The organism is Pseudomonas sp. P5_109 (assembly GCF_034009455.1).
Taxonomy (GTDB): domain Bacteria; phylum Pseudomonadota; class Gammaproteobacteria; order Pseudomonadales; family Pseudomonadaceae; genus Aquipseudomonas.
On the sequence record NZ_CP125380.1, the window covers coordinates 1,272,813 to 1,291,022 of the forward strand.

An 18,210-nucleotide genomic window follows, 5' to 3' on the forward strand; every position below is an offset into this window, starting at 1 on the left:
CACGCCCCCGGCTCGGCAGCCACCGGTTCGAGTGTTTCCAAAAAATGCCAGCAGGAAGTGACCATCTCCTGAAAGGGCACGCGCCCTGTCAGGAGGTAAGGTTAGTCAGAAATCAGGATTTCTTTTCGTCAGCCGCTTTATCGGTCGGATTGGCGATCAGGGCCTTGAGTTCGTCGCTCATCGGGAAGTTCAGGTTCAGGCCTTTTGGCGGGATTGGCTGCATGAACCATTTTTCGTAGATCTTGTTGATCTCGCCCGATGCGTAGGTGGCCTTGATGGCGTCATCCACAGCCTTTTTGAACGGCTCGTCGCCTTTGCGCACCATGCAGCCGTAGATTTCGAAGGATTGTGGAGTACCGGTCACGGCCCAGTCATCGGCCTTCTTGGCCTTGGCGGCTTCACCGGCCAGTAGGGCGTCGTCCATCATGAAGGCCACGGCACGACCCGATTCCAGCATCTGGAAGGATTCGCCGTGGTCCTTGGCGGAGATGACGTTCATGCCCATCTGCTTGTCGGCGTTCATCGATTTGAGGATGCGCTCGGACGTGGTGCCAGCGGTGGTCACGACGTTCTTGCCTTTCAGATCGTCGAAATCCTTGTACTGGGAGCCTGCCTTGGACAGCAGGCGGGTACCGATTTCGAAGATGCCGACGGAGAAGTCGACTTGCTGCTGACGCTCGACATTGTTGGTGGTGGAACCGCACTCGAGGTCCACGGTGCCGTTCTGCACCAGTGGGATACGGGTTTGCGAAGTCACCAGGTTGTACTTGACCTGGAGGTTCGGCATATCCAGGTCTTTCTTGATGGCTTCGACGACTTTCAGCTGGATGTCGTGGGAGTAGCCGACCGGTTTGCCGGTAGCGTCCGCAATGTAGGAAAACGGAATGGAAGCGTCGCGATGGCCCAGGGTGATGGTGCCGGACTCTTTGATCTTCTTCAGGGTGCCGGTGAGTTCGGCGGCGAAAACCGGAGTGCTGATCAGAGCGGCAGCAATGGCTGCGCCCAGGATATGGGGAACGATGCGCATCAAATTTTCCTCGACTTTGTTTTTTTTATGGAGCCAGTTCATCGGCCCTTTTTGTGCTGCAAAACACCTGAGCGTGTTGATAAGTACGCGCAAAGGACATTCGTCGAAGAAGTGTAGAGCATGACTCGTGCCAGACCAGTGCTAATAGGTTAAGTCATTGATGTATAACGAAATTAAATATTTATGGCGCGAATGTTGAAGCTGAATGATCCGGTTAACCGAACCGACCCGCAGGTCGCGTTCGGAAAACCGAATGGCGGATTGTCTGCATCGCTTCCTGAAGGAGCCGGCTTGCCGGCGATAGCGGTCTCGAGATCGCCATCGCCGGCAAGCCGGCTCCTACGGGGAGGGTATGTCAGGGATATTGGCGCTTGTCCGGTGCTGGCGGGAAGTACTGGTACAACCAGGTCTCACTCAGCGTGCGGTCGTTGGTGCGGATGAACAGACGCAGCTCGACGGGCTCCACGCTGTCATTGGTCGGGTACCAGTCGAACAGGACACGGTAACCCTTGATGTCATCAAGTTTCAGGATGCTGAAATCCTTGACCTCGCCGTTCGAGCAGGTGACGACCGGCTCAATGCCCGCGCCTTCAGGCAAACGGTCCAGGCCGCCGCCAGTGAAGTCCACGGCGAAACGACGGGCCCAGACTGGCGGATAATGCTCGCCCGGCGCCCAGCCTTCGGTGAAACCGCCCATCCCGGAACGGGTGGCGTTGACTCGCGCCAGTGGTGTGCCGACCGGTGGCAGTGCGCTCCAGTAGAGCTTGTAGCCGTAATTCAGCGAGTCGCCGGCAGCCACCGGTTTCTTCGGGGTCCAGAAAGCGACGATGTTGTCCATGGTTTCGCCGGTGGTGGGGATTTCCAGCAGGTCGACCGAGCCTTCGCCCCAGGCGGTGGTCGGTTCGACCCACAGGCTCGGGCGGCGGCTGTACCAGTCGACGGTGTCCTGGTAGCTGGCGAACTCGTGATCGGTCTGCACCAGGCCGAAACCTTTCGGGTCCTTGTCCGCGAAGGCATTGAATTGCAGGGTCGCCGGGTTATTCAGCGGGCGGCAGATCCACTCGCCGTTGCCGCGCCACATGGCCAGGCGATCGGAGTCGTGGATTTGCGGGTGAATGGTGTCGCACATCCGGCGTTCGTGGGTGCCGCAGCTGAACATGCTGGTCATCGGCGCGATGCCCAACTGATCGATGGCGGTGCGTGCATTGACGTGGGCATCAATTTCCATCACTACGCGCTCGGCCTGGCAGTCGATATCGAAGCGGTAGGCACCGGTGGCGCTCGGCGAGTCGAGCAGGGCGTAGACCACGAAGCGGGTGCTGTCCTTGTCCGGTGTCTCGAACCAGAACTTGGTGAAATCGGGGAATTCTTCGCGCTTCTTGGCGTAGGTGTCGATGGCCAGTCCGCGGGCCGACAAACCGTACTGGCCGGTAGCGTCCACCGCTCGGAAGTAACTGGCGCCGAGGAAGGACACGACGTCGTGCTTGTCCAGTTCCGGGGCCTTGAACAACTTGAAGCCGGAGAAACCCAGGTCGCCCTTGAGCTGTGCGGTGTCGACCGTGGTGTTTTCATAGTTGAACAGCGACGGGCGGAAATGCACCTCACGCGCCTGGCGGGTCTTGGGGTCGACGCTGTACATGCGTACCGGCTGCTTGAATCCCATGCCGACGTGGAAAAACTGCACATCCAGCTGACCGTTCAGGTCATTCCACAAAGAGTGGTTGGCGTCGTAGCGGATCGCATTGAAGTTCTGCGGCGTCATGCTCGCCAGGGTCGGCGGCAACTGTTGTTTGGTGTCCTGGTAGCGATTGCTGGCGAGCTGTTTGGCCTGGAGCTTCAGCGCCTCGAAATCGAACGCGGTGGCCTCGCCATCAGCGGTGCCGCCGCTGGCGGCCCAAGCGCGGGCGGCGAGCAGGCCGGTGGCGGACAAACCGGTGTAGGCCGCGATGGCCATGGAGGCTTTGAGCAAGTTCCTGCGGTGCATAAATACAACCTGTCGTGAACAATCCCGCGCCGTTCCTGGCACGTGCTGGATCAGAAATATCGGTTCGGACATGCCTTCGGCCAAACGCAACGGACTTTTAAACAGATGCCGGCTAGCTTAAACCGTTCGATTGCAGAGCAAAATTGATTGATGGCACGACGCTGGCTCGGCAATGAAACAAGACATGTCGGGAAACAATTCCGACAGTGGTTTCTGATTTAGAGGGCATATCTGCTTTTTTCGACTAATTACTCTAAAAACTGCTTTTCAGCGCCCGGAATATTTCTATTCTGTGCACATGACCGGTTTATGCCCTTCGGGCCGGTGCGTTTCAGTTGGCACGAGGCGCTGCTGAAAAAGGGTTAGGGCGATGCGGTTTGTTGCAGTTTTCTTTGACGTATAGAGAAGGACATCGTCCATGTCGAAAGTACAAGGCATTACCGAAATATTGGGAATCTTTCCATGCCTGGCCATGGGGCGACGCAGGCGTCGGCTCAATAACGAGGAAATGAAGTTGGTGGAGCGCTATCGGGAGTTGTCGGAGAACGACAGGATTGCGATGAGGTATCTGGTGGATGCGATGAGGAGTGTTTCGAGGTTTTGAGCAGGGCTGGTTACCGTGATAGCCATTTGGCCTTCACGGTGGCCAGGCTGGTTAACCTGCCTGCATCAGCGTCGGCTATGCCAGCATCTATTGCTTGCTGTCGGACGAATTGCTGGTCGAGCTTATGGAGAAACGCTTCTGCAAACGAGCTATCACATGGAATCATTTCGATGATGTTTCGTTTGACGCTGCGAGTCTCGTTCATGTGGATATAACTCATTGAGCAGGACAATTTATTGAGAGGACTCAAACCAAAGGGGCGGACTGTGAAGTCCGTCCCTTTTTGATCAGCCCGACTTATCCCTTCAACTGCACGTGCCGGCGATTGGGAAGGGGCGCTGCACCTGCATCAACTCAGGCATGTCTCGCCACTTGATCCAGGCGTGATGTTGGTAATGCAGCAAGGGCACCGAAACTCCGGCCCAATTCAAGGAGCTCAGGCTTGGCAGGTTTTCCACAGGCTCTGATTTCGCATCACGCAGCGAGGGTATGACTTCGTTGCTCAACCACTGACGCAGATTGCGATTTTCCGGAACGAAGTGGTGGACCAGCAAGGCGTACATGCCGGATTCGCTGACCATCAGGGTTTCGACCGTTTTGCCGTCCTTGCGCAGCCAGACGCTGCGACGTTGGTCGGGATCGAGTTTGAGGGTCAGGCGTTCATTGAGTGGTTTGCCCATCAAGCGACCTAGATCCTGGGCGCAGAACCAGGCTTGGTTGGCTTGCATGAAGGCGTGGAGGAAACGGTTGTGGCGGGTGAAGACATTAGGAATGAAGCAGGAAGGAATTTCAGTCGGATGAGATGTGTGCTTGTGCATTTTTCGACTCCATGTTGAAGAAAGGAGCCGCCAGTAATCCTTCGACAGATTTGGGTGGCGGACCGTGGGGCGTTCGAAGTCGGAACATTCTCGATCAACATGGAAGCCGAGAGGCCCGCGCCACACGGCCCGCCATAACGCGAAACTGAAAGGCAAAAAAATGCCCCAGCTCATATGGGGGGGCGGATGCGCCATGTTGATGTGTTCCGGCTTCGACTCCGGGCCGCTGATTTGGCAGCGACGGGATGAAGCCTATCGGTCAGGCGCTCGCGGCGCCAAGTCTACTCTGGCGACGCGTGTTGTAGGAATCGAGGGTTTTTCAGGAAGGCTGCGTCTGTAGGAAATTCCTGTTTTTGCACTCATTACAGAGACGATATTCCTGAGTCGCGGTATTTCCGTTATTTAAGCGGATCCGGGATAGGAGGCGAAAACTTGGACCAGAGGAGTAGATCTGTGGCTGACGACCGTGACGAGAAACGTAAGAGTGATGCTCAGGATCGCTTCGAAGCGGTGCGCGGCAAAGCCGATATCAAATGGCAAACTGATGAGTTGATGGCATTACTAAGGGGCGGGAGCGTGTTGGTTGAAGTTCTGGACGACGATGCCGTCTGAGGTTTTTGACTCCACGGATCGCTGGGAATGGCCATCCGTGGAGCTCAGTTACCGTCGTTTAACCCACTTCCCCCACCGCTCGATACGCCTCATCGATCGCCGCATGGGCATACGCGCTCCACGCCGCGTCCGAGTTGGCAATGCTCACCCGTCCTACTGGCTGACGCGCCAGTTCCATCAGTTTCTCGCTCTCGTCGGCATCGTCGTACAGGCTGTTGGAGAAGTACGCGTAGCCGTGTGACCAGCGGTTGACGGTGATGGCGAGAATGTCGGTTTCGTGGTTGAAGCCGCCAGGGCCGAGCATGCGTTGCAGTTGGTCGCGCAATTGCGCTTCCAGTTGTTCGAAGCTCTGGCCATACAGGCGAGCACGGCCGGCGCGGGCCTGGTCGCGGGCGTTCATGCCGCTGTTGGGGCTGGTGGGGACGTAGACCATGTGCAGGCCAATGGGTTGTGTCGGGTCTTTCGGGTGGTCGTAGCCGCCCATGCTCACCGGGTAATCGAGTTTGATCCGGCTGTAAGGTTGGGTCGCGGCGTAGATTTCATGCACGCCGAGCTTCTGGAATGACTGCCAGTTGCGGATCACCACCTTGGTGTAGACCAGCGGGAACTTCACGTTCTGGCTCAGGGCGTGGGATTGCTCGGCGGGTAGGTCGCGCAGCAGGTACGGGATGATCATGTTGTAGCAGGCCATGATGCAATGCTTGCCGCGCACCTGGCTGAGCTGGCCGCCACGGCTGTAGCCGACGTTCACGCCGCTGCCGACGTTGCGCACGCTAACCGCTGTGCTGTTCAGGCGGATGCGCACTGGGGCTTTGGCCTGGTCGAGTTTGGCGTAGTCGAACGGGGCCAGGACGATGTCGTCCATGGTATGTCCAGGCGCCACGGCCGGGATCAGGCTGCGCACCAGCAAGCGCGCCAGCGAGGCATTGCCGTCGGGGAAATGGTAGATGTAGGGCTCTTCCATTTCTGCCTGGGCTTCTTCGCTGATCGGCTCCAGATTCATCGCGCTGAAACCTGGGAAACCGACCGAGTAGGCGTCGGACGCGGCCACCGCGTCGATGCTCAAGGCCATGAAGTCGTTGGTGCGGCTCTGGAAATATTTAACCGCCTGAGCCGACAGGCCTACATCCTTGAGCAGGAAGTCCTGATAGCTGGTGGCTTCCAGGTGGGCGGTTTTTTCCTCGGTGGTTTTGCCGGGCAGGTAATCCTTGGGCGTCATGTGCAGGGCGATCAACGCCTGGCGGTCAGCTTCCGGCAACGGGAAGTCGTTGATGAAGTCGGGGATGGAGCGGGCGTGCAACTGGTCGGGGGCGATGTCGTCGGCCACCATCGGCGTCGGGTCGCCGGTCACCAGTTTGTCTTCGCCGAAGTTTTCCTTGTCGAAGAACACCCCGCGGGACAGGCCCAGGCCCGGGTAGAACTGGCGATCAAAAGCTGTCTCGAAGCGCTTGATGTTCACGCCGAGTTTCTTCAGCAGGCCGTTCACTTCCTTGCTGTATAGATGGTTCGGCGACTGGAAGGCTTCACTGCCGCCGTAGCCGATGATCATGCGACCACCGGCGGAGAATTCGTTGCGCTTGGCGTGACCGCCGAAGTCGTCGTGGTTTTCCAGAATCAGGATGCGCGCTTTCGGATGTTTCTCACGGTAGAACCACGCAGCGGACAGACCGCTGAGGCCGCCTCCTACCACTACCAGGTCATATTCCTCGGTGATCGGCAGCTTGTCGGTGTCGAAGATCTTTTTCTCCCAGCCCATCTGGTGGGCAATTTCGAACGAGCCGACGTGGCTGCCCCGCAGGCCGGTGAGGGCCGGTGGGTAGTAGCGCCCGTCGGGGGCGGCCTGGAGAAGTTGCAGAGGGGTCATGCCGGCAGCGATGGTGACAGCGACGCCGTTGAGAAAGTCGCGGCGGGTGATATCCATATTTCTTCCTTGTTGGTTTTTTAGATCGCCCCGGCGCCACATCGGCACCGGGGCGAATGCCGTTACCGGCTGACTTTCCAGGCATCGCCCGCAGGTGCCTTGCCGTGGTCATACGGCTTGGCGATCCACATGTAGAGCAAGCCCAGGCCAATCACGATGGCGGTACTGAGCACCATCGCATAGTTGATGTACCACGCAGCGTCCGGCGTACGTGGCCAGGCCATGTTGATGATTGCACCGACACCATAGACCAGCGCGCCGATGTTCACCGCCCAGCCCCAGGCGCCGAGGGTGAATTTGCCGCTTGGTTTCCAGCCCTTCATGCGCGCGTACAGGGCCGCCAGCACGATCATCTGGAACGCCAGGTAGATGCCGATCGCCGCGAAGCTGACGATGGTGGCGACCGCGTCCTGCAGGAAGAAGCCGAGGATGATGATCAGCGCCGGCAGGACGCCGGACACGAACAGCGCGGCAACCGGAACTTGAGTCGTAGGGGAAATCTTCTTCAGCAGTCGACTGCCGATGACCATTTCATCACGGGCGTAGGAATACAGCAGACGACTGGCCGCCGCTTGCAGGCTGATCACGCAGGAGATGAAGGAAATCATCACCACGCCCATCACGACTTTCGAACCCACCGGCCCGAACGCGTTGTTGAGGATGGTGGTGACCGGGTCCTTGTCGGTACCGTTGATCACGGCTTGCATGTCCGGCACGGCCAGGATCAGCGCCAGGCAGGCGAACATCGCCGCGATGCCGCCGATGTAGATGGTCATGCGCATGGCCACCGGGATTTTCTTGCTCGGGTTCGGGGTTTCTTCGGCCACGTCGCCGCAGGCCTCGAAGCCGTAGTACAGGAACATCCCCGCCAGCGAAGCGGTGAGGAACGCCGGCAGGTACGAGCCGTCGACGCTGATATCGAAGGTGTTGAACAACACGCTGAGCGGTTGATGACGCTCGAAAATCAGCAGGTAAACGCCAACGATCACCGCGCCGACCAGTTCGCAGAGGAAGCCGAACATGGCGATACGCGCCAGCACTTTGGTGCCGCTGAGGTTGACCAGGGTGGCGAACAGCGTCAGGAACAGGGCGATGATGATGTTGGTGTTGTTGCTTGGCTCAAAGCCCATCATGGCGGCGAGGTACGGACCGGCACCCACGGCAACCGCCGCGATGGTCACGCACAGCGCGATGGAGTAGATCCAGCCAACCATCCACGCCCAGCGCTTGCCCACCAGGCGACGGGCCCATGGGTACACGCCGCCGGAAATCGGGAACTGCGAAACCACTTCGCCGAAGATCAGGCATACCAGCAACTGGCCGCAACCGACCAGCAGGTAAGCCCAGAACATCGGTGGTCCACCGGCGGCCAGGCACAGGCCGAACAGGGTATACACCCCGACGACCGGGGACAGGTAGGTGAAGCCCAGGGCGAAGTTTTCCCACAGGCTCATGCTGCGATTGAAGTTGGAGGTGTAACCCAGTTTGCGTAGTTGCTCGGCATCGCTGTCGGCAAGGGCTGTAGAGAGATCGGGTGATGCACTCATGTGTGTTTGCTCCGGAAAATCGGCAGATTTCGGATGTCCGAAACCGTGGCGGGGCCTTGGGAGCGCCGCCCGGATCGGTGGTTATTGTTTTGTCTTCTTTGGGGTGGAGCCTGGTGGTGCGTATTGCCGGTTTCTGCCTTGAAACCGAGGTGACCTCTTCGCTGTAGGAGCGAGCTTGCTCGCGAAAAATCTGAGGACACCGCGGGGCGTCAGGATCCCCGTGTCCTCGTTGACGTCCATCGCGAGCAAGCTCGCTCCTACAGGCGATGCGTTTCTTAGTGCTTGAACATCACATGCCGAACCACGGTGTAGTCCTCCAGCCCATACATGGACATGTCCTTGCCATAACCGGACAGTTTCTGACCGCCGTGAGGCATTTCGCTGACCAGCATGAAGTGCGTATTCACCCAGGTGCAGCCGTACTGCAAACGCGCCGACAGGCGATGGGCGCGGCCGACGTCGGCGGTCCACACCGATGACGCCAGGCCATAGTCCGAGTCGTTGGCCCAGCCCAGCACTTGAGCTTCATCGCTGAACTTGGTCACCGACACCACCGGTCCGAACACTTCGCGGCGGACAATTTCGTCGTCCTGCTGCGCGTCGGCCAGTACGGTCGGTTCGAAGAAGAAGCCGTTGCCTTCCACAGCCTTGCCGCCGGTGATCAAGCGGATGTGCGGCTGGGCGATGGCGCGCTCGACGAAACTGGCCACGCGGTCGCGGTGTTGTGCGGTGATCAGCGGGCCGAGTTCGGTCGATGGATCATCCTGCAAGCCGTACTTGATGCTGCTGACGGCGGCGCCGAGCTTCTCGACGAACTTTTCGTAGATGCCTGCCTGGGCATAGATGCGGCAGGCCGCGGTGCAGTCCTGGCCGGCGTTGTAGAAACCGAAGGTGCGGATGCCTTCCACGGCGGCGTCGATGTCGGCGTCGTCGAAGATGATCACCGGGGCCTTGCCGCCCAGTTCCATGTGCATGCGTTTGACGCTGTCGGCGGTGCTGGAAATGATGTTCGAACCGGTGGCGATCGAACCGGTCAGCGACACCATGCGCACTTTCGGGTGAGTGACCAGCGGGCTGCCGACGCTAGGACCACGGCCGAACACCAGGTTGAGTACGCCGGCCGGGAAGATCTCCGACGCCAGTTCGGCCAGGCGCAGGGCGGTCAGCGGCGTCTGTTCCGACGGCTTGAGCACCACGGTATTACCGGCGGCCAGGGCCGGGGCGATTTTCCAGGCGACCATCATCAGCGGGTAGTTCCACGGCGCGATGGAGGCGATCACGCCCACCGGATCGCGGCGGATCATCGAGGTGTGGCCGGGCAGGTACTCGCCACCGGCCGAACCGCTCATGCAACGGCTGGCGCCGGCGAAGAAGCGGAACACGTCGGCAATCGCCGGGATCTCGTCGTTCAGCGCGGCGCTGTAGGGCTTGCCGCAGTTGTCCGATTCCAGCTTGGCCAGTTCTTCGCCGTGGGCTTCGATGGCATCGGCGAGTTTGAGCAGTAGCAGGGAGCGCTCTTTCGGCGGGGTCTGCGACCAGCTGTCGAACGCGGCATCGGCGGCGCGCACGGCGGCATCGACCTGGGCTTCGCTGGCTTCGTTGATTTCCACCAGCACACGGCCGAGCGCCGGGTTGAACACCGGTTGGGCGGGGCCTTCGCCGTCCTGCAGTTGGCCGTTGATCAGGAGTTTAGTTTGCATGTTCATGTCCTCTTTGGCGCTTTTATTGTTCTGTAGAAACCGGATCACTGTAGGAGCGAGCCTGCTCGCGATGGACGTGAACGATGACGCGTTCATCCAGGCAGCCCTCGTCATCGTTAACGTTTTTCGCGAGCGGGCTCGCTCCTACAGGAGATGTTGGTCGTCAGTTACTTCCCGCCACTGCCCGCAACGCTTTCGCCGCCACGGGTCAGGTAATAGGCGCCCAGAATCGGCAGCATGGTCACGATCATCACCAGCATCGCCACGACGTTGGTCACCGGCACGTCCCGTGGGCGGCTGAGCTGGTTGAGCAGCCACAGCGGCAGGGTGCGTTCATGGCCGGCGGTGAAGGTGGTGACGATGATCTCGTCGAACGACAGCGCGAACGCCAACATGCCGCCAGCCAGCAACGCCGAGCCGAGGTTCGGCAGGATGATGTAGCGGAAGGTCTGCCAGCCGTCGGCGCCGAGGTCCATCGAGGCCTCGATCAAGCTGTGGGAAGTGCGACGCAAGCGGGCGATGACGTTGTTGTAGACGATCACCACGCAGAAGGTCGCGTGGCCGACGATGATGGTGAACATCCCCGGCTCGATGCCCAGTGTCTTGAAGGTCGCCAGCAACGCGATCCCGGTGATGATCCCCGGCAGGGCAATCGGCAGGATCAGCATCAGCGAGATGCCTTGCTTGCCGAAGAAGTCTCGGCGATACAGCGCGGCCGAAGCCAATGTGCCGAGGACCATGGCGATCAGCGTGGCAATCGAGGCGATCTGCAACGACAGCTTGATGGCTTCGAGCACGTCCGGCCGCGAGAACGCCACGCCGATCCACTTCAGGGTGAAGCCCTTGGGCGGAAAGCTGAACGCTGCGTCTTCGGTGTTGAAGGCGTACAGGAAGATGATCAGGATCGGGAAGTGCAGGAACACTAACCCGCCCCAGGCGGCAATGCGCAGGCCCAAGGAAGCTTTTTCAGAGTGCATCGAAGGCCCCCAGACGTTTGACGATGGACAGATAGATGGCGATCAGCACAATCGGCACCAGGGTGAACGCGGCGGCCATTGGCATGTTGCCGATCGCGCCTTGCTGGGCGTAGACCATGCTGCCGACGAAGTAGCCGGGTGGGCCCACCAGTTGCGGCACGATGAAGTCACCCAGGGTCAGCGAAAACGTGAAGATGGAACCGGCGGCGATGCCCGGGATCGACAGCGGCAGAATCACTTGCATGAAGGTCTGGCGCGGCTTGGCCCCGAGGTCGGCGGAGGCTTGCAGCAACGACGGCGGCAGGCGTTCCAGCGAAGCCTGGATCGGCAGGATCATGAACGGCAGCCAGATGTAGACGAACACCATGAAGCGCCCCAGGTGCGAGGTCGACAAGGTACTGCCGCCAACCCCCGGAATGCCCAGCACGAATTGCAGGACCGGCTCCAGCCCCAGGTGCTGCACGAACCACTGCGCCACGCCGCCCTTGGCCAGCAGCAGCGTCCAGGCGTAGGCCTTGACGATGTAGCTGGCCCACATCGGCATCATCACTGCGATGTAGAAAAACGCCTTGGTCTTGCCTGTGGTGTAGCGCGCCATGTAGTAGGCAATCGGGAACGCAACGATGGCGCTGGCAATCGACACGACAACCGCCATGCCCAGGGTGCGCAGGATGATGTCGAAGTTCGACGGTTGGAACAGCGCGGCGAAGTTGGCCAGGGTCAGGTCGGGGGTGACCGCCATGGTGAAGTCATCGAAGGTGTAGAAACCTTGCCACAGCAGGGTCAGCAACGAGCCGAGATAGATCGCGCCGAACCAGATCAGCGGCGGCACCAGCAGCATCGACAGGTACAGGTTCGGCCGGCGATACAGCAGGTTGGAGAACCGGCGCAGCGGCGAGCCGCCCGACTGGTTTTGAGAGATAGCCAAGGTGTTCATGTCACACCCCGCCCGCAACGGTGTCGTGCAACGGGATCATGGCTTCGCGTGCCCAACGCGCGCTGATGCGCTGACCGGTCTGGTGTTGTGCGCTAGTGTCCAGCCACTGGTTGTTGGCCTTGCTGATGTTTAGGGTCTGGCCGTTTTCCAGTTTCAGTTCGTAGCGGGTGGCGCTGCCCTGGTACTGGATGTCATGCAGCAAACCGCTGACTTCGATTTCGTGGCTGGCCAGCGGGCCTTCGGCGAAACGCACGTGTTCCGGACGAATCGAGAACGGCTGCGGATTGCCGCTGAGCTGTTTTGCCAGGTCACCGCGGATCACGTTGGAGGTGCCGACGAATTCCGCGACGAAGGTAGTGGCCGGTTTCATGTACAGGTTGCGCGGGCTATCGACCTGTTCGATGCGGCCCTTGTTGAACACCGCCACGCGGTCGGACATCGACAGCGCTTCGGTCTGGTCGTGGGTGACGAAGATGAAGGTGATGCCGAGTTGGCGCTGCAGCTTCTTCAATTCGCTCTGCATTTGCTCGCGCAGCTTCAGGTCGAGGGCGCCGAGGGGTTCGTCGAGCAGCAGCACCCGTGGGCGATTGACCAGGGCACGGGCCAGGGCCACACGCTGGCGCTGGCCACCGGAGAGCTGCACGGGTTTGCGCTCGCCGTAGCCGCCGAGGGCGACCATCTCCAGGGATTCTTCGGCGCGCTTGAGGCGTTCAGCTTTGCCGATGCCTTTGACTTTCAAGCCGTAGGCGACGTTGTCGCGAACGTTCATGTGCGGGAACAGCGCGTAATCCTGGAACACGGTGTTCACGTCGCGCTGGTACGGCGGCAGGCCGGCGGCCTCTTCGCCATGAATTCGGATGGAACCTGCGCTCGGCTGTTCAAAACCGGCGATCAGGCGCAAACAGGTGGTCTTGCCCGAGCCGGAAGGCCCCAGCATGGAGAAAAACTCGCCGTCCTGGATGTCGATGGAAACCCGGTCTACGGCTTTCACTTCGCCGAACTGACGGGAAACGTTGGTGAACTGGACTGCAAGCGTCATGGTGCGGTGCTCCAAAAAGGCGAAGGCCGTCGCAGCGGCCCTGCCTGGACTTCTGAAAAAACTGAATCGGTAGAGAAGAGCGCTTTGCGCTCTATCGCTGGCAAGCCAGCTCCTACAGGGGTACGCGGACTGTGTAGGAGCCGGCTTGCTGGCGATAAGGTCCGAAGGACCTTCAGGCGTTAACGGCCGCCCATGATCGCGATGTAGTCCTGGGTCCAGCGGCTGTACGGCACGAACTTGCCGCCTTCAGCCTGCGGGGTTTTCCAGAAGGCGATCTTGTCGAACTGGTCGAAACCGTTGGTCTTGCAGCCTTCGGCGCCGAGCAGTTCGCTCTCCTTGCACGCCGCCGGAACCGCTGGCAACGAGCCGAACCACGCCGCTACATCACCCTGGACTTTCGGTTGCAGCGACCAGTCCATCCACTTGTAGGCGCAGTTAGGATGCTTGGCCTCGGTGTGCATCATGGTGGTGTCGGCCCAACCGGTGGCGCCTTCTTTCGGGATGGTCGAGGCGATTGGCTGCTTCTCGTTCATCAGGCCGTTGACCTGATAAGGCCATGCACCGGAGGCAACCACGCCTTCGTTCTTGAAGTCGCTCATTTGCACGGTGGTGTCATGCCAGTAGCGGTGGATCAGCGGCTGTTGGGCGCGCAGCAAATCGAGCACGGCCTTGTACTGGGCTTCGGTCAGTTCATACGGGTTCTGGATGCCCAGTTCCGGTTTGGTCGATTTCAGGTACAGCGCGGCGTCGGCGATGTAAATCGGACCGTCATAGGCCTGCACGCGACCCTTGTTCGACTTGCCATCGGGCAGGTCCTGCGGATCGAACACGACGTTCCAGCTGGTCGGCGCGGCCTTGAATACGTTGGTGTTGTACATCAACACGTTCGGGCCCCACTGATACGGGGTGCCGTAGGTCTGCTTGTTGACCACGTACCACGGTGCATCCTTGAGGCGCGGGTCGAGGTTTTTCCAGTTCGGGATCAACGCGGTGTTGATCGGTTGCACACGCTTGCCGACGATCAGGCGCAGGGAGGCGTCGCCGGATGCGGTGACCAGGTCATAACCACCCTTGGCCATCAGGCTGACCATTTCATCGGAGGTGGCGGCGGTCTTGACGTTGACCTTGCAGCCGGTTTCCTTCTCGAAACCGGTCACCCAGTCGTAGGCCTTGTCGCTCTCGCCACGTTCGATGTAGCCGGGCCAGGCCACAATATCCAGTTGGCCTTCGCCCGCCCCGACAGCTTTGAGCGGCTCGGCGGCCTGGACAGCGGCGCTGGCCAGCAGCGCGGTGGTGATTGCACTGAGCAGTGCGGTCTTGTGCACGAACATGGGAATTCCCTCTTCTTTAATTATGGTCGGGGCAGTTTTTTCAACGTGGTTTCAACGTCGTAAACGCGGTCCTGTAGGAGCCGGCTTGCCGGCGATGAGTCCCTCAAACCTTGCGGTGTCCTGATGGACGCCTTCGCTGGCAAGCCAGCTCCTACAAGGGGACCGCTTTGTTCCAACGTTTCCACATCAATGCCTTTACGGCTAATTGTTAGCGTAGTGCGATTTTATAAATGCTGTCCGTGGCGGGCCATGATGTGCCGCACCACGCTGTAGTCCTGAAGCGAATCGCTGGACAGGTCCTTGCCGTAGCCCGAACGCTTCAGGCCGCCATGGGGCATTTCGCTGACCAGCATGAAATGGCTGTTGATCCAGGTGCAGCCGTACTGCAAGCGCGCCGCGACCTGCATGGCCTTGTCGAGGTTCTGGGTCCAGACCGACGACGCCAGGCCGTATTCCGAATCGTTGGCCCAATCCACCGCTTGTGCCAGCTCATCGAAGCGGGTCACGGTGACCACCGGCCCGAACACTTCGCGCTGGACGATCTCGTCGCCTTGCTTGCAACCGGCGAGCAATGTCGGCTGGTAATAGAAGCCGGCACCGGAATGCACGGCGGCACCGGTCACCCGCTCGATGTGCGGCTGGCCGAGGGCGCGTTCGACAAAACTGGCCACGCGGTCACGCTGGCGGGTGCTTATCAGCGGGCCGATTTCGTTGTCGGCGTCGCGTTTGCCGGCAAAGCGCAGACTGCTGACGGCCGCGCCGAGCTCGGCGACCAAACGGTCGTGAATCCCGGCCTGGGCATAAATGCGGCAAGCGGCGGTGCAATCCTGGCCGGCGTTGTAATAGCCGTAGGTGCGCACGCCTTCGACCACGGCCTGAATGTCGGCGTCGTTGCAGACGATCACCGGAGCCTTGCCACCGAGTTCGAGGTGGGTGCGTTTGAGGGTTTTCGAGGCGGCCTGGAGAATCTTCTGGCCGGTGACGATATCGCCGGTCAGCGACACCATGCGGATCTTGGGATGGCTGACCAAATGGCTGCCGACGCCTTCGCCACCGCCGCAAACGATGTTGATCACACCCCGTGGCAGGATCTCGGCCAGCGCCGGTGCCAGGGCCAGGATCGACAGCGGCGTGTGTTCCGACGGCTTGAACACCAGGGTGTTGCCGGCGGCGAGGGCCGGGGCGATTTTCCACGCGGCCATCATGATCGGGTAGTTCCACGGCGCAATCGACGCCACCACCCCGATAGGATCGCGACGGACCATGCTGGTGTAGCCCGGCAGGTATTCGCCACTGAGCTGGCCGGTCTGGCAGCGCACGGCACCGGCGAAGAAGCGGAACACGTCCACCGTGGCATTCAGGTCATCCTGACGGGCCAGGTGCAACGGCTTGCCGCAGTTCATGGATTCGAGGCGGGCGAGCAGGTCGGCGTTTTTTTCGATGGCGTTGGCGATGTCCAGCAACAGGTTCGAACGCTGCTGAGGCGTGGTCCGTGACCAACCGGCAAAGGCGCGGTGGGCGGCGAGGATCGCGGCTTCGACCTGCTCGGTGCTGGCTTCGGCGATCTGCGTGATAACTTCGCCGGTGGCGGGGTTGAGAATCGGCTCGACGCAGCCTTGACCGGCGACTAATTCACCATCAATCAACAATGCGGTGAACAACGGGGTCTGCGCGCCAGCCATTTTTCGGGTTCTCTTTTCTTGTGTGGCCATGGTGTTCCCAGTGATGGGGTCCGGCCGTCTTATATAGATGTAACAAGACTAGTTCGCGGGCCCGAGGACGACAAATACTAAATACTGAAGGTGGCGTTCGATTAAATAGATGGCTTGCGCCCGCCGTGGGGTTGTTCGCGTGCAACCGTGAGGAACGGATCCACCAGCGCCGGCCGCGCGGTGCCGCGACGCCAGGCGAGGCCGACGTCGAGGGTCTGGCTGAGGTCGGCAATCGTCCGCGCCTCGATGATGTCGCCCTCCAGAGACCACGGGCGATACGTCATGTCGGGCTGGATCGACACGCCCAATCCGGCAGCCACCAGGCTTCGCACCGCTTCGGTCGAAGCGGTGCGCAGGGTGATGCGCGGTTGCAAGGAGGCTGCCGACCACATGCGCTGGGCGTTACGGTCCATTTCGTCGACGTTCAATTGAATCAGCGGCTCGCGGGCGACGTCGGCGAGGTTGATGCTGTCGTGTTCCAGTAGCGGGTGCTGGGCCGGCAGCCATAGCCGGTGCGGCGAGTGGGTCAGTACTTCGGTCTGCAGGGCGTGACGGTCTTCGAGGTTGGAGAGGATCAGCACGCCGACATCGATCTCGCCGCTGACCAGCAAATGCTCGATGTACGGGCGCTCGTCTTCCATCACGCGGATTTCCACGTTGGGATAGGCGCGCTGGAAACGGGTGAGCAAATCCGCCAGGTAGTAGCCGGCGACCAGGCTGGTCACGCCGACGATCAACTGCCCGGCGACCTGGTCGGTGCTCTGTTGCAGGCTGCGCTTGGCGTTATCCACGGTGGCCAGGATCAAGTGCGCCTGGCGCAGGAATTGATGGCCCTGGTGGGTCAGGGTCATGCCCTTGGCGTGGCGGCTGAACAGGCTGACGCCGATTTCTTCCTCCAGTTGCTGGATCGCCAGGGTCAGGGTCGACTGGGAAATGAACGCGGTTTGCGCGGCGGCGGAGATCGAGCCGGTCTCGGCCACGGCGATGAAATGACGGATCTGACGCAAGGTCATCATGGGAAAGCACCCGGTGGGCTGTTTTTATCGATTCACGAGAGTCTATATCTTTTTTTTCGATAGGCAGCGTGTCAATGCAACATCTGGAAGCACTCTCGCGCACGGGGCGTGGGCACTTTCCAACTAGGCTGGTGGCCTTATTTCAGGTTAAACGTCCTGTGGAGGCGAAAAATGAACACCCGTGGATTGCTCGATCAACTGCTCAAATCCGGTCAGGACCTGTTGCAGAACAAGACTGGCAGCTCTTCGCACAAAGGCGCGAGCGGCAGCACCGGTGCCCTCGGTGGTCTGCTCTCCGGCGCGAGTGGCGGGGCATTGGCGGCCGGCGCCATGGGCTTGCTGCTCGGCAGCAAAAAGGCCCGTAAGGTGGGGGGCAAGGTCGCTGTCTACGGCGGCCTCGCCGCGTTGGGCGTGCTGGCCTATAAAGCCTATGGCAACTGGCAGTCACAGCAGGGCGTTGCGGCCGGTACAGAGCCGCAAACCCTGGACCGCGTACCGCCCGCGCAAGTCGAGTTGCACAGTCAGGCGATTCTCAAGGCGCTGGTGGCGGCGGCCAAGGCTGACGGTCATGTCGATGAGCGTGAGCGCGCCTTGATCGAGGGCGAATTCACCCGGCTCGACAGCGACCAGGAACTGCAGCACTGGCTGCACGCCGAGCTCAACAAACCGCTGGACCCGAGCGATGTCGCCCGCGCTGCCCGCTCACCGGAAATCGCCGCCGAGATGTACATCGCCAGCGTGATGATGGTGGACGAGGAAAACTTCATGGAGAAGGCCTACCTCGACGAACTGGCGCGGCAGTTGAAGCTGGAGCCGGGGTTGAAAGCCGAGCTTGAGAAGCAGGTTCGCCAGGCTTCGCTGTAGACCTGCAGGAGCGGTCTTGCCCTTCAGTCAATAAATGGTTGTCTGGCACGACGCCTTCGCGAGCAAGCCCGCTCCCACAGTGTTCCTTGCCAGGCTCAAGAATTGCCTACGACACCGATCA

16 protein-coding genes are annotated in these 18,210 nt (G+C 60.5%); 3 read left to right on the forward strand and 13 right to left on the reverse strand.

Going from position 1 to position 18,210, the window contains the following annotated elements:
- Positions 1–112: 112 nt before the first annotated feature.
- Positions 113–1,027, reverse strand: coding sequence for a glutamate/aspartate ABC transporter substrate-binding protein (locus QMK54_RS05540; RefSeq protein WP_320402190.1), 915 nt, complete (start codon positions 1,025–1,027; stop codon positions 113–115).
- 355 nt (positions 1,028–1,382) lie between these two features.
- Positions 1,383–3,011, reverse strand: a complete 1,629-nt coding sequence (locus tag QMK54_RS05545; protein WP_320402191.1) for a glucan biosynthesis protein D — start codon at positions 3,009–3,011, stop codon at positions 1,383–1,385.
- A gap of 418 nt (positions 3,012–3,429) precedes the next feature.
- Between QMK54_RS05545 and QMK54_RS05550 the strand changes: the two genes are divergently transcribed.
- Positions 3,430–3,615, forward strand: a complete 186-nt coding sequence (locus QMK54_RS05550) for a hypothetical protein (RefSeq protein WP_110662350.1) — start codon at positions 3,430–3,432, stop codon at positions 3,613–3,615.
- 10 nt (positions 3,616–3,625) lie between these two features.
- Here the strand turns inward: QMK54_RS05550 and QMK54_RS05555 are convergent, their stop codons facing one another.
- Positions 3,626–3,820 carry a hypothetical protein gene (locus tag QMK54_RS05555; protein WP_320402192.1) on the reverse strand — a complete coding sequence of 65 codons (195 nt, stop codon included), beginning with the start codon at positions 3,818–3,820 and terminating at the stop codon, positions 3,626–3,628.
- Between the two features lie 100 nt (positions 3,821–3,920).
- Positions 3,921–4,433 (reverse strand): Bro-N domain-containing protein, encoded by a 513-nt coding sequence (locus QMK54_RS05560; RefSeq protein WP_320402193.1) that lies wholly within the window; start codon positions 4,431–4,433, stop codon positions 3,921–3,923.
- 453 nt (positions 4,434–4,886) lie between these two features.
- On the opposite strand from QMK54_RS05560, the gene QMK54_RS05565 reads away from it, so the two are divergent.
- Positions 4,887–5,045, forward strand: a complete 159-nt coding sequence (locus tag QMK54_RS05565; protein WP_181432145.1) for a hypothetical protein — start codon at positions 4,887–4,889, stop codon at positions 5,043–5,045.
- A gap of 58 nt (positions 5,046–5,103) precedes the next feature.
- Here the strand turns inward: QMK54_RS05565 and QMK54_RS05570 are convergent, their stop codons facing one another.
- The 9 genes from QMK54_RS05570 to QMK54_RS05615 all read right to left on the reverse strand — a co-directional run bounded on the left by QMK54_RS05570 (position 5,104) and on the right by QMK54_RS05615 (position 17,225).
- A complete protein-coding gene (locus QMK54_RS05570; protein WP_320402194.1) occupies positions 5,104–6,966 on the reverse strand; it encodes an NAD(P)-binding protein in 1,863 nt (620 codons plus the stop codon).
- A gap of 62 nt (positions 6,967–7,028) precedes the next feature.
- Positions 7,029–8,513, reverse strand: coding sequence for an APC family permease (locus QMK54_RS05575; protein ID WP_223595277.1), 1,485 nt, complete (start codon positions 8,511–8,513; stop codon positions 7,029–7,031).
- Positions 8,514–8,788: 275 nt separating this feature from the next.
- Positions 8,789–10,213: a gamma-aminobutyraldehyde dehydrogenase gene (locus QMK54_RS05585; protein WP_110663060.1), complete on the reverse strand. Its 1,425-nt coding sequence runs from the start codon at positions 10,211–10,213 to the stop codon at positions 8,789–8,791.
- A gap of 167 nt (positions 10,214–10,380) precedes the next feature.
- Positions 10,381–11,190, reverse strand: a complete 810-nt coding sequence (locus QMK54_RS05590; protein ID WP_102699051.1) for an ABC transporter permease — start codon at positions 11,188–11,190, stop codon at positions 10,381–10,383.
- Complete coding sequence (locus QMK54_RS05595; RefSeq protein WP_110658965.1) at positions 11,180–12,127, reverse strand: ABC transporter permease; 948 nt, start codon at positions 12,125–12,127, stop codon at positions 11,180–11,182. The genes QMK54_RS05590 and QMK54_RS05595 overlap by 11 nt, the downstream gene beginning before the upstream one ends.
- A gap of 1 nt (position 12,128) precedes the next feature.
- Positions 12,129–13,166 (reverse strand): ABC transporter ATP-binding protein, encoded by a 1,038-nt coding sequence (locus QMK54_RS05600; protein WP_160389876.1) that lies wholly within the window; start codon positions 13,164–13,166, stop codon positions 12,129–12,131.
- Between the two features lie 179 nt (positions 13,167–13,345).
- The gene (gene ydcS / locus QMK54_RS05605; RefSeq protein WP_320402195.1) at positions 13,346–14,497 is read right to left on the reverse strand and encodes a putative ABC transporter substrate-binding protein YdcS; all 1,152 of its coding nucleotides are present in this window, start codon (positions 14,495–14,497) and stop codon (positions 13,346–13,348) included.
- Positions 14,498–14,721: 224 nt separating this feature from the next.
- Positions 14,722–16,209 (reverse strand): gamma-aminobutyraldehyde dehydrogenase, encoded by a 1,488-nt coding sequence (locus QMK54_RS05610; RefSeq protein WP_320402196.1) that lies wholly within the window; start codon positions 16,207–16,209, stop codon positions 14,722–14,724.
- Between the two features lie 101 nt (positions 16,210–16,310).
- Positions 16,311–17,225: a LysR family transcriptional regulator gene (locus QMK54_RS05615; protein ID WP_085724453.1), complete on the reverse strand. Its 915-nt coding sequence runs from the start codon at positions 17,223–17,225 to the stop codon at positions 16,311–16,313.
- A gap of 171 nt (positions 17,226–17,396) precedes the next feature.
- Between QMK54_RS05615 and QMK54_RS05620 the strand changes: the two genes are divergently transcribed.
- Entirely contained in the window at positions 17,397–18,089 is a 693-nt protein-coding gene (locus tag QMK54_RS05620; protein WP_110658973.1) for a tellurite resistance TerB family protein, read from the forward strand.
- Positions 18,090–18,210 lie beyond the last annotated feature (121 nt).

What these genes read in the sequence shown, in the direction of transcription:
- QMK54_RS05540 (WP_320402190.1), bottom strand. Translation starts at nt 1,027, where the DNA reads ATGCGCATCGTTCCCCATATCCTGGGCGCAGCCATTGCTGCCGCTCTG.
- QMK54_RS05545 (WP_320402191.1), bottom strand. Translation starts at nt 3,011, where the DNA reads ATGCACCGCAGGAACTTGCTCAAAGCCTCCATGGCCATCGCGGCCTAC.
- QMK54_RS05550 (WP_110662350.1), top strand. Translation starts at nt 3,430, where the DNA reads ATGTCGAAAGTACAAGGCATTACCGAAATATTGGGAATCTTTCCATGC.
- QMK54_RS05555 (WP_320402192.1), bottom strand. Translation starts at nt 3,820, where the DNA reads ATGAACGAGACTCGCAGCGTCAAACGAAACATCATCGAAATGATTCCA.
- QMK54_RS05560 (WP_320402193.1), bottom strand. Translation starts at nt 4,433, where the DNA reads ATGCACAAGCACACATCTCATCCGACTGAAATTCCTTCCTGCTTCATT.
- QMK54_RS05570 (WP_320402194.1), bottom strand. Translation starts at nt 6,966, where the DNA reads ATGGATATCACCCGCCGCGACTTTCTCAACGGCGTCGCTGTCACCATC.
- QMK54_RS05575 (WP_223595277.1), bottom strand. Translation starts at nt 8,513, where the DNA reads ATGAGTGCATCACCCGATCTCTCTACAGCCCTTGCCGACAGCGATGCC.
- QMK54_RS05585 (WP_110663060.1), bottom strand. Translation starts at nt 10,213, where the DNA reads ATGCAAACTAAACTCCTGATCAACGGCCAACTGCAGGACGGCGAAGGC.
- QMK54_RS05590 (WP_102699051.1), bottom strand. Translation starts at nt 11,190, where the DNA reads ATGCACTCTGAAAAAGCTTCCTTGGGCCTGCGCATTGCCGCCTGGGGC.
- QMK54_RS05595 (WP_110658965.1), bottom strand. Translation starts at nt 12,127, where the DNA reads ATGAACACCTTGGCTATCTCTCAAAACCAGTCGGGCGGCTCGCCGCTG.
- QMK54_RS05600 (WP_160389876.1), bottom strand. Translation starts at nt 13,166, where the DNA reads ATGACGCTTGCAGTCCAGTTCACCAACGTTTCCCGTCAGTTCGGCGAA.
- ydcS (WP_320402195.1), bottom strand. Translation starts at nt 14,497, where the DNA reads ATGTTCGTGCACAAGACCGCACTGCTCAGTGCAATCACCACCGCGCTG.
- QMK54_RS05610 (WP_320402196.1), bottom strand. Translation starts at nt 16,209, where the DNA reads ATGGCCACACAAGAAAAGAGAACCCGAAAAATGGCTGGCGCGCAGACC.
- QMK54_RS05615 (WP_085724453.1), bottom strand. Translation starts at nt 17,225, where the DNA reads ATGATGACCTTGCGTCAGATCCGTCATTTCATCGCCGTGGCCGAGACC.
- QMK54_RS05620 (WP_110658973.1), top strand. Translation starts at nt 17,397, where the DNA reads ATGAACACCCGTGGATTGCTCGATCAACTGCTCAAATCCGGTCAGGAC.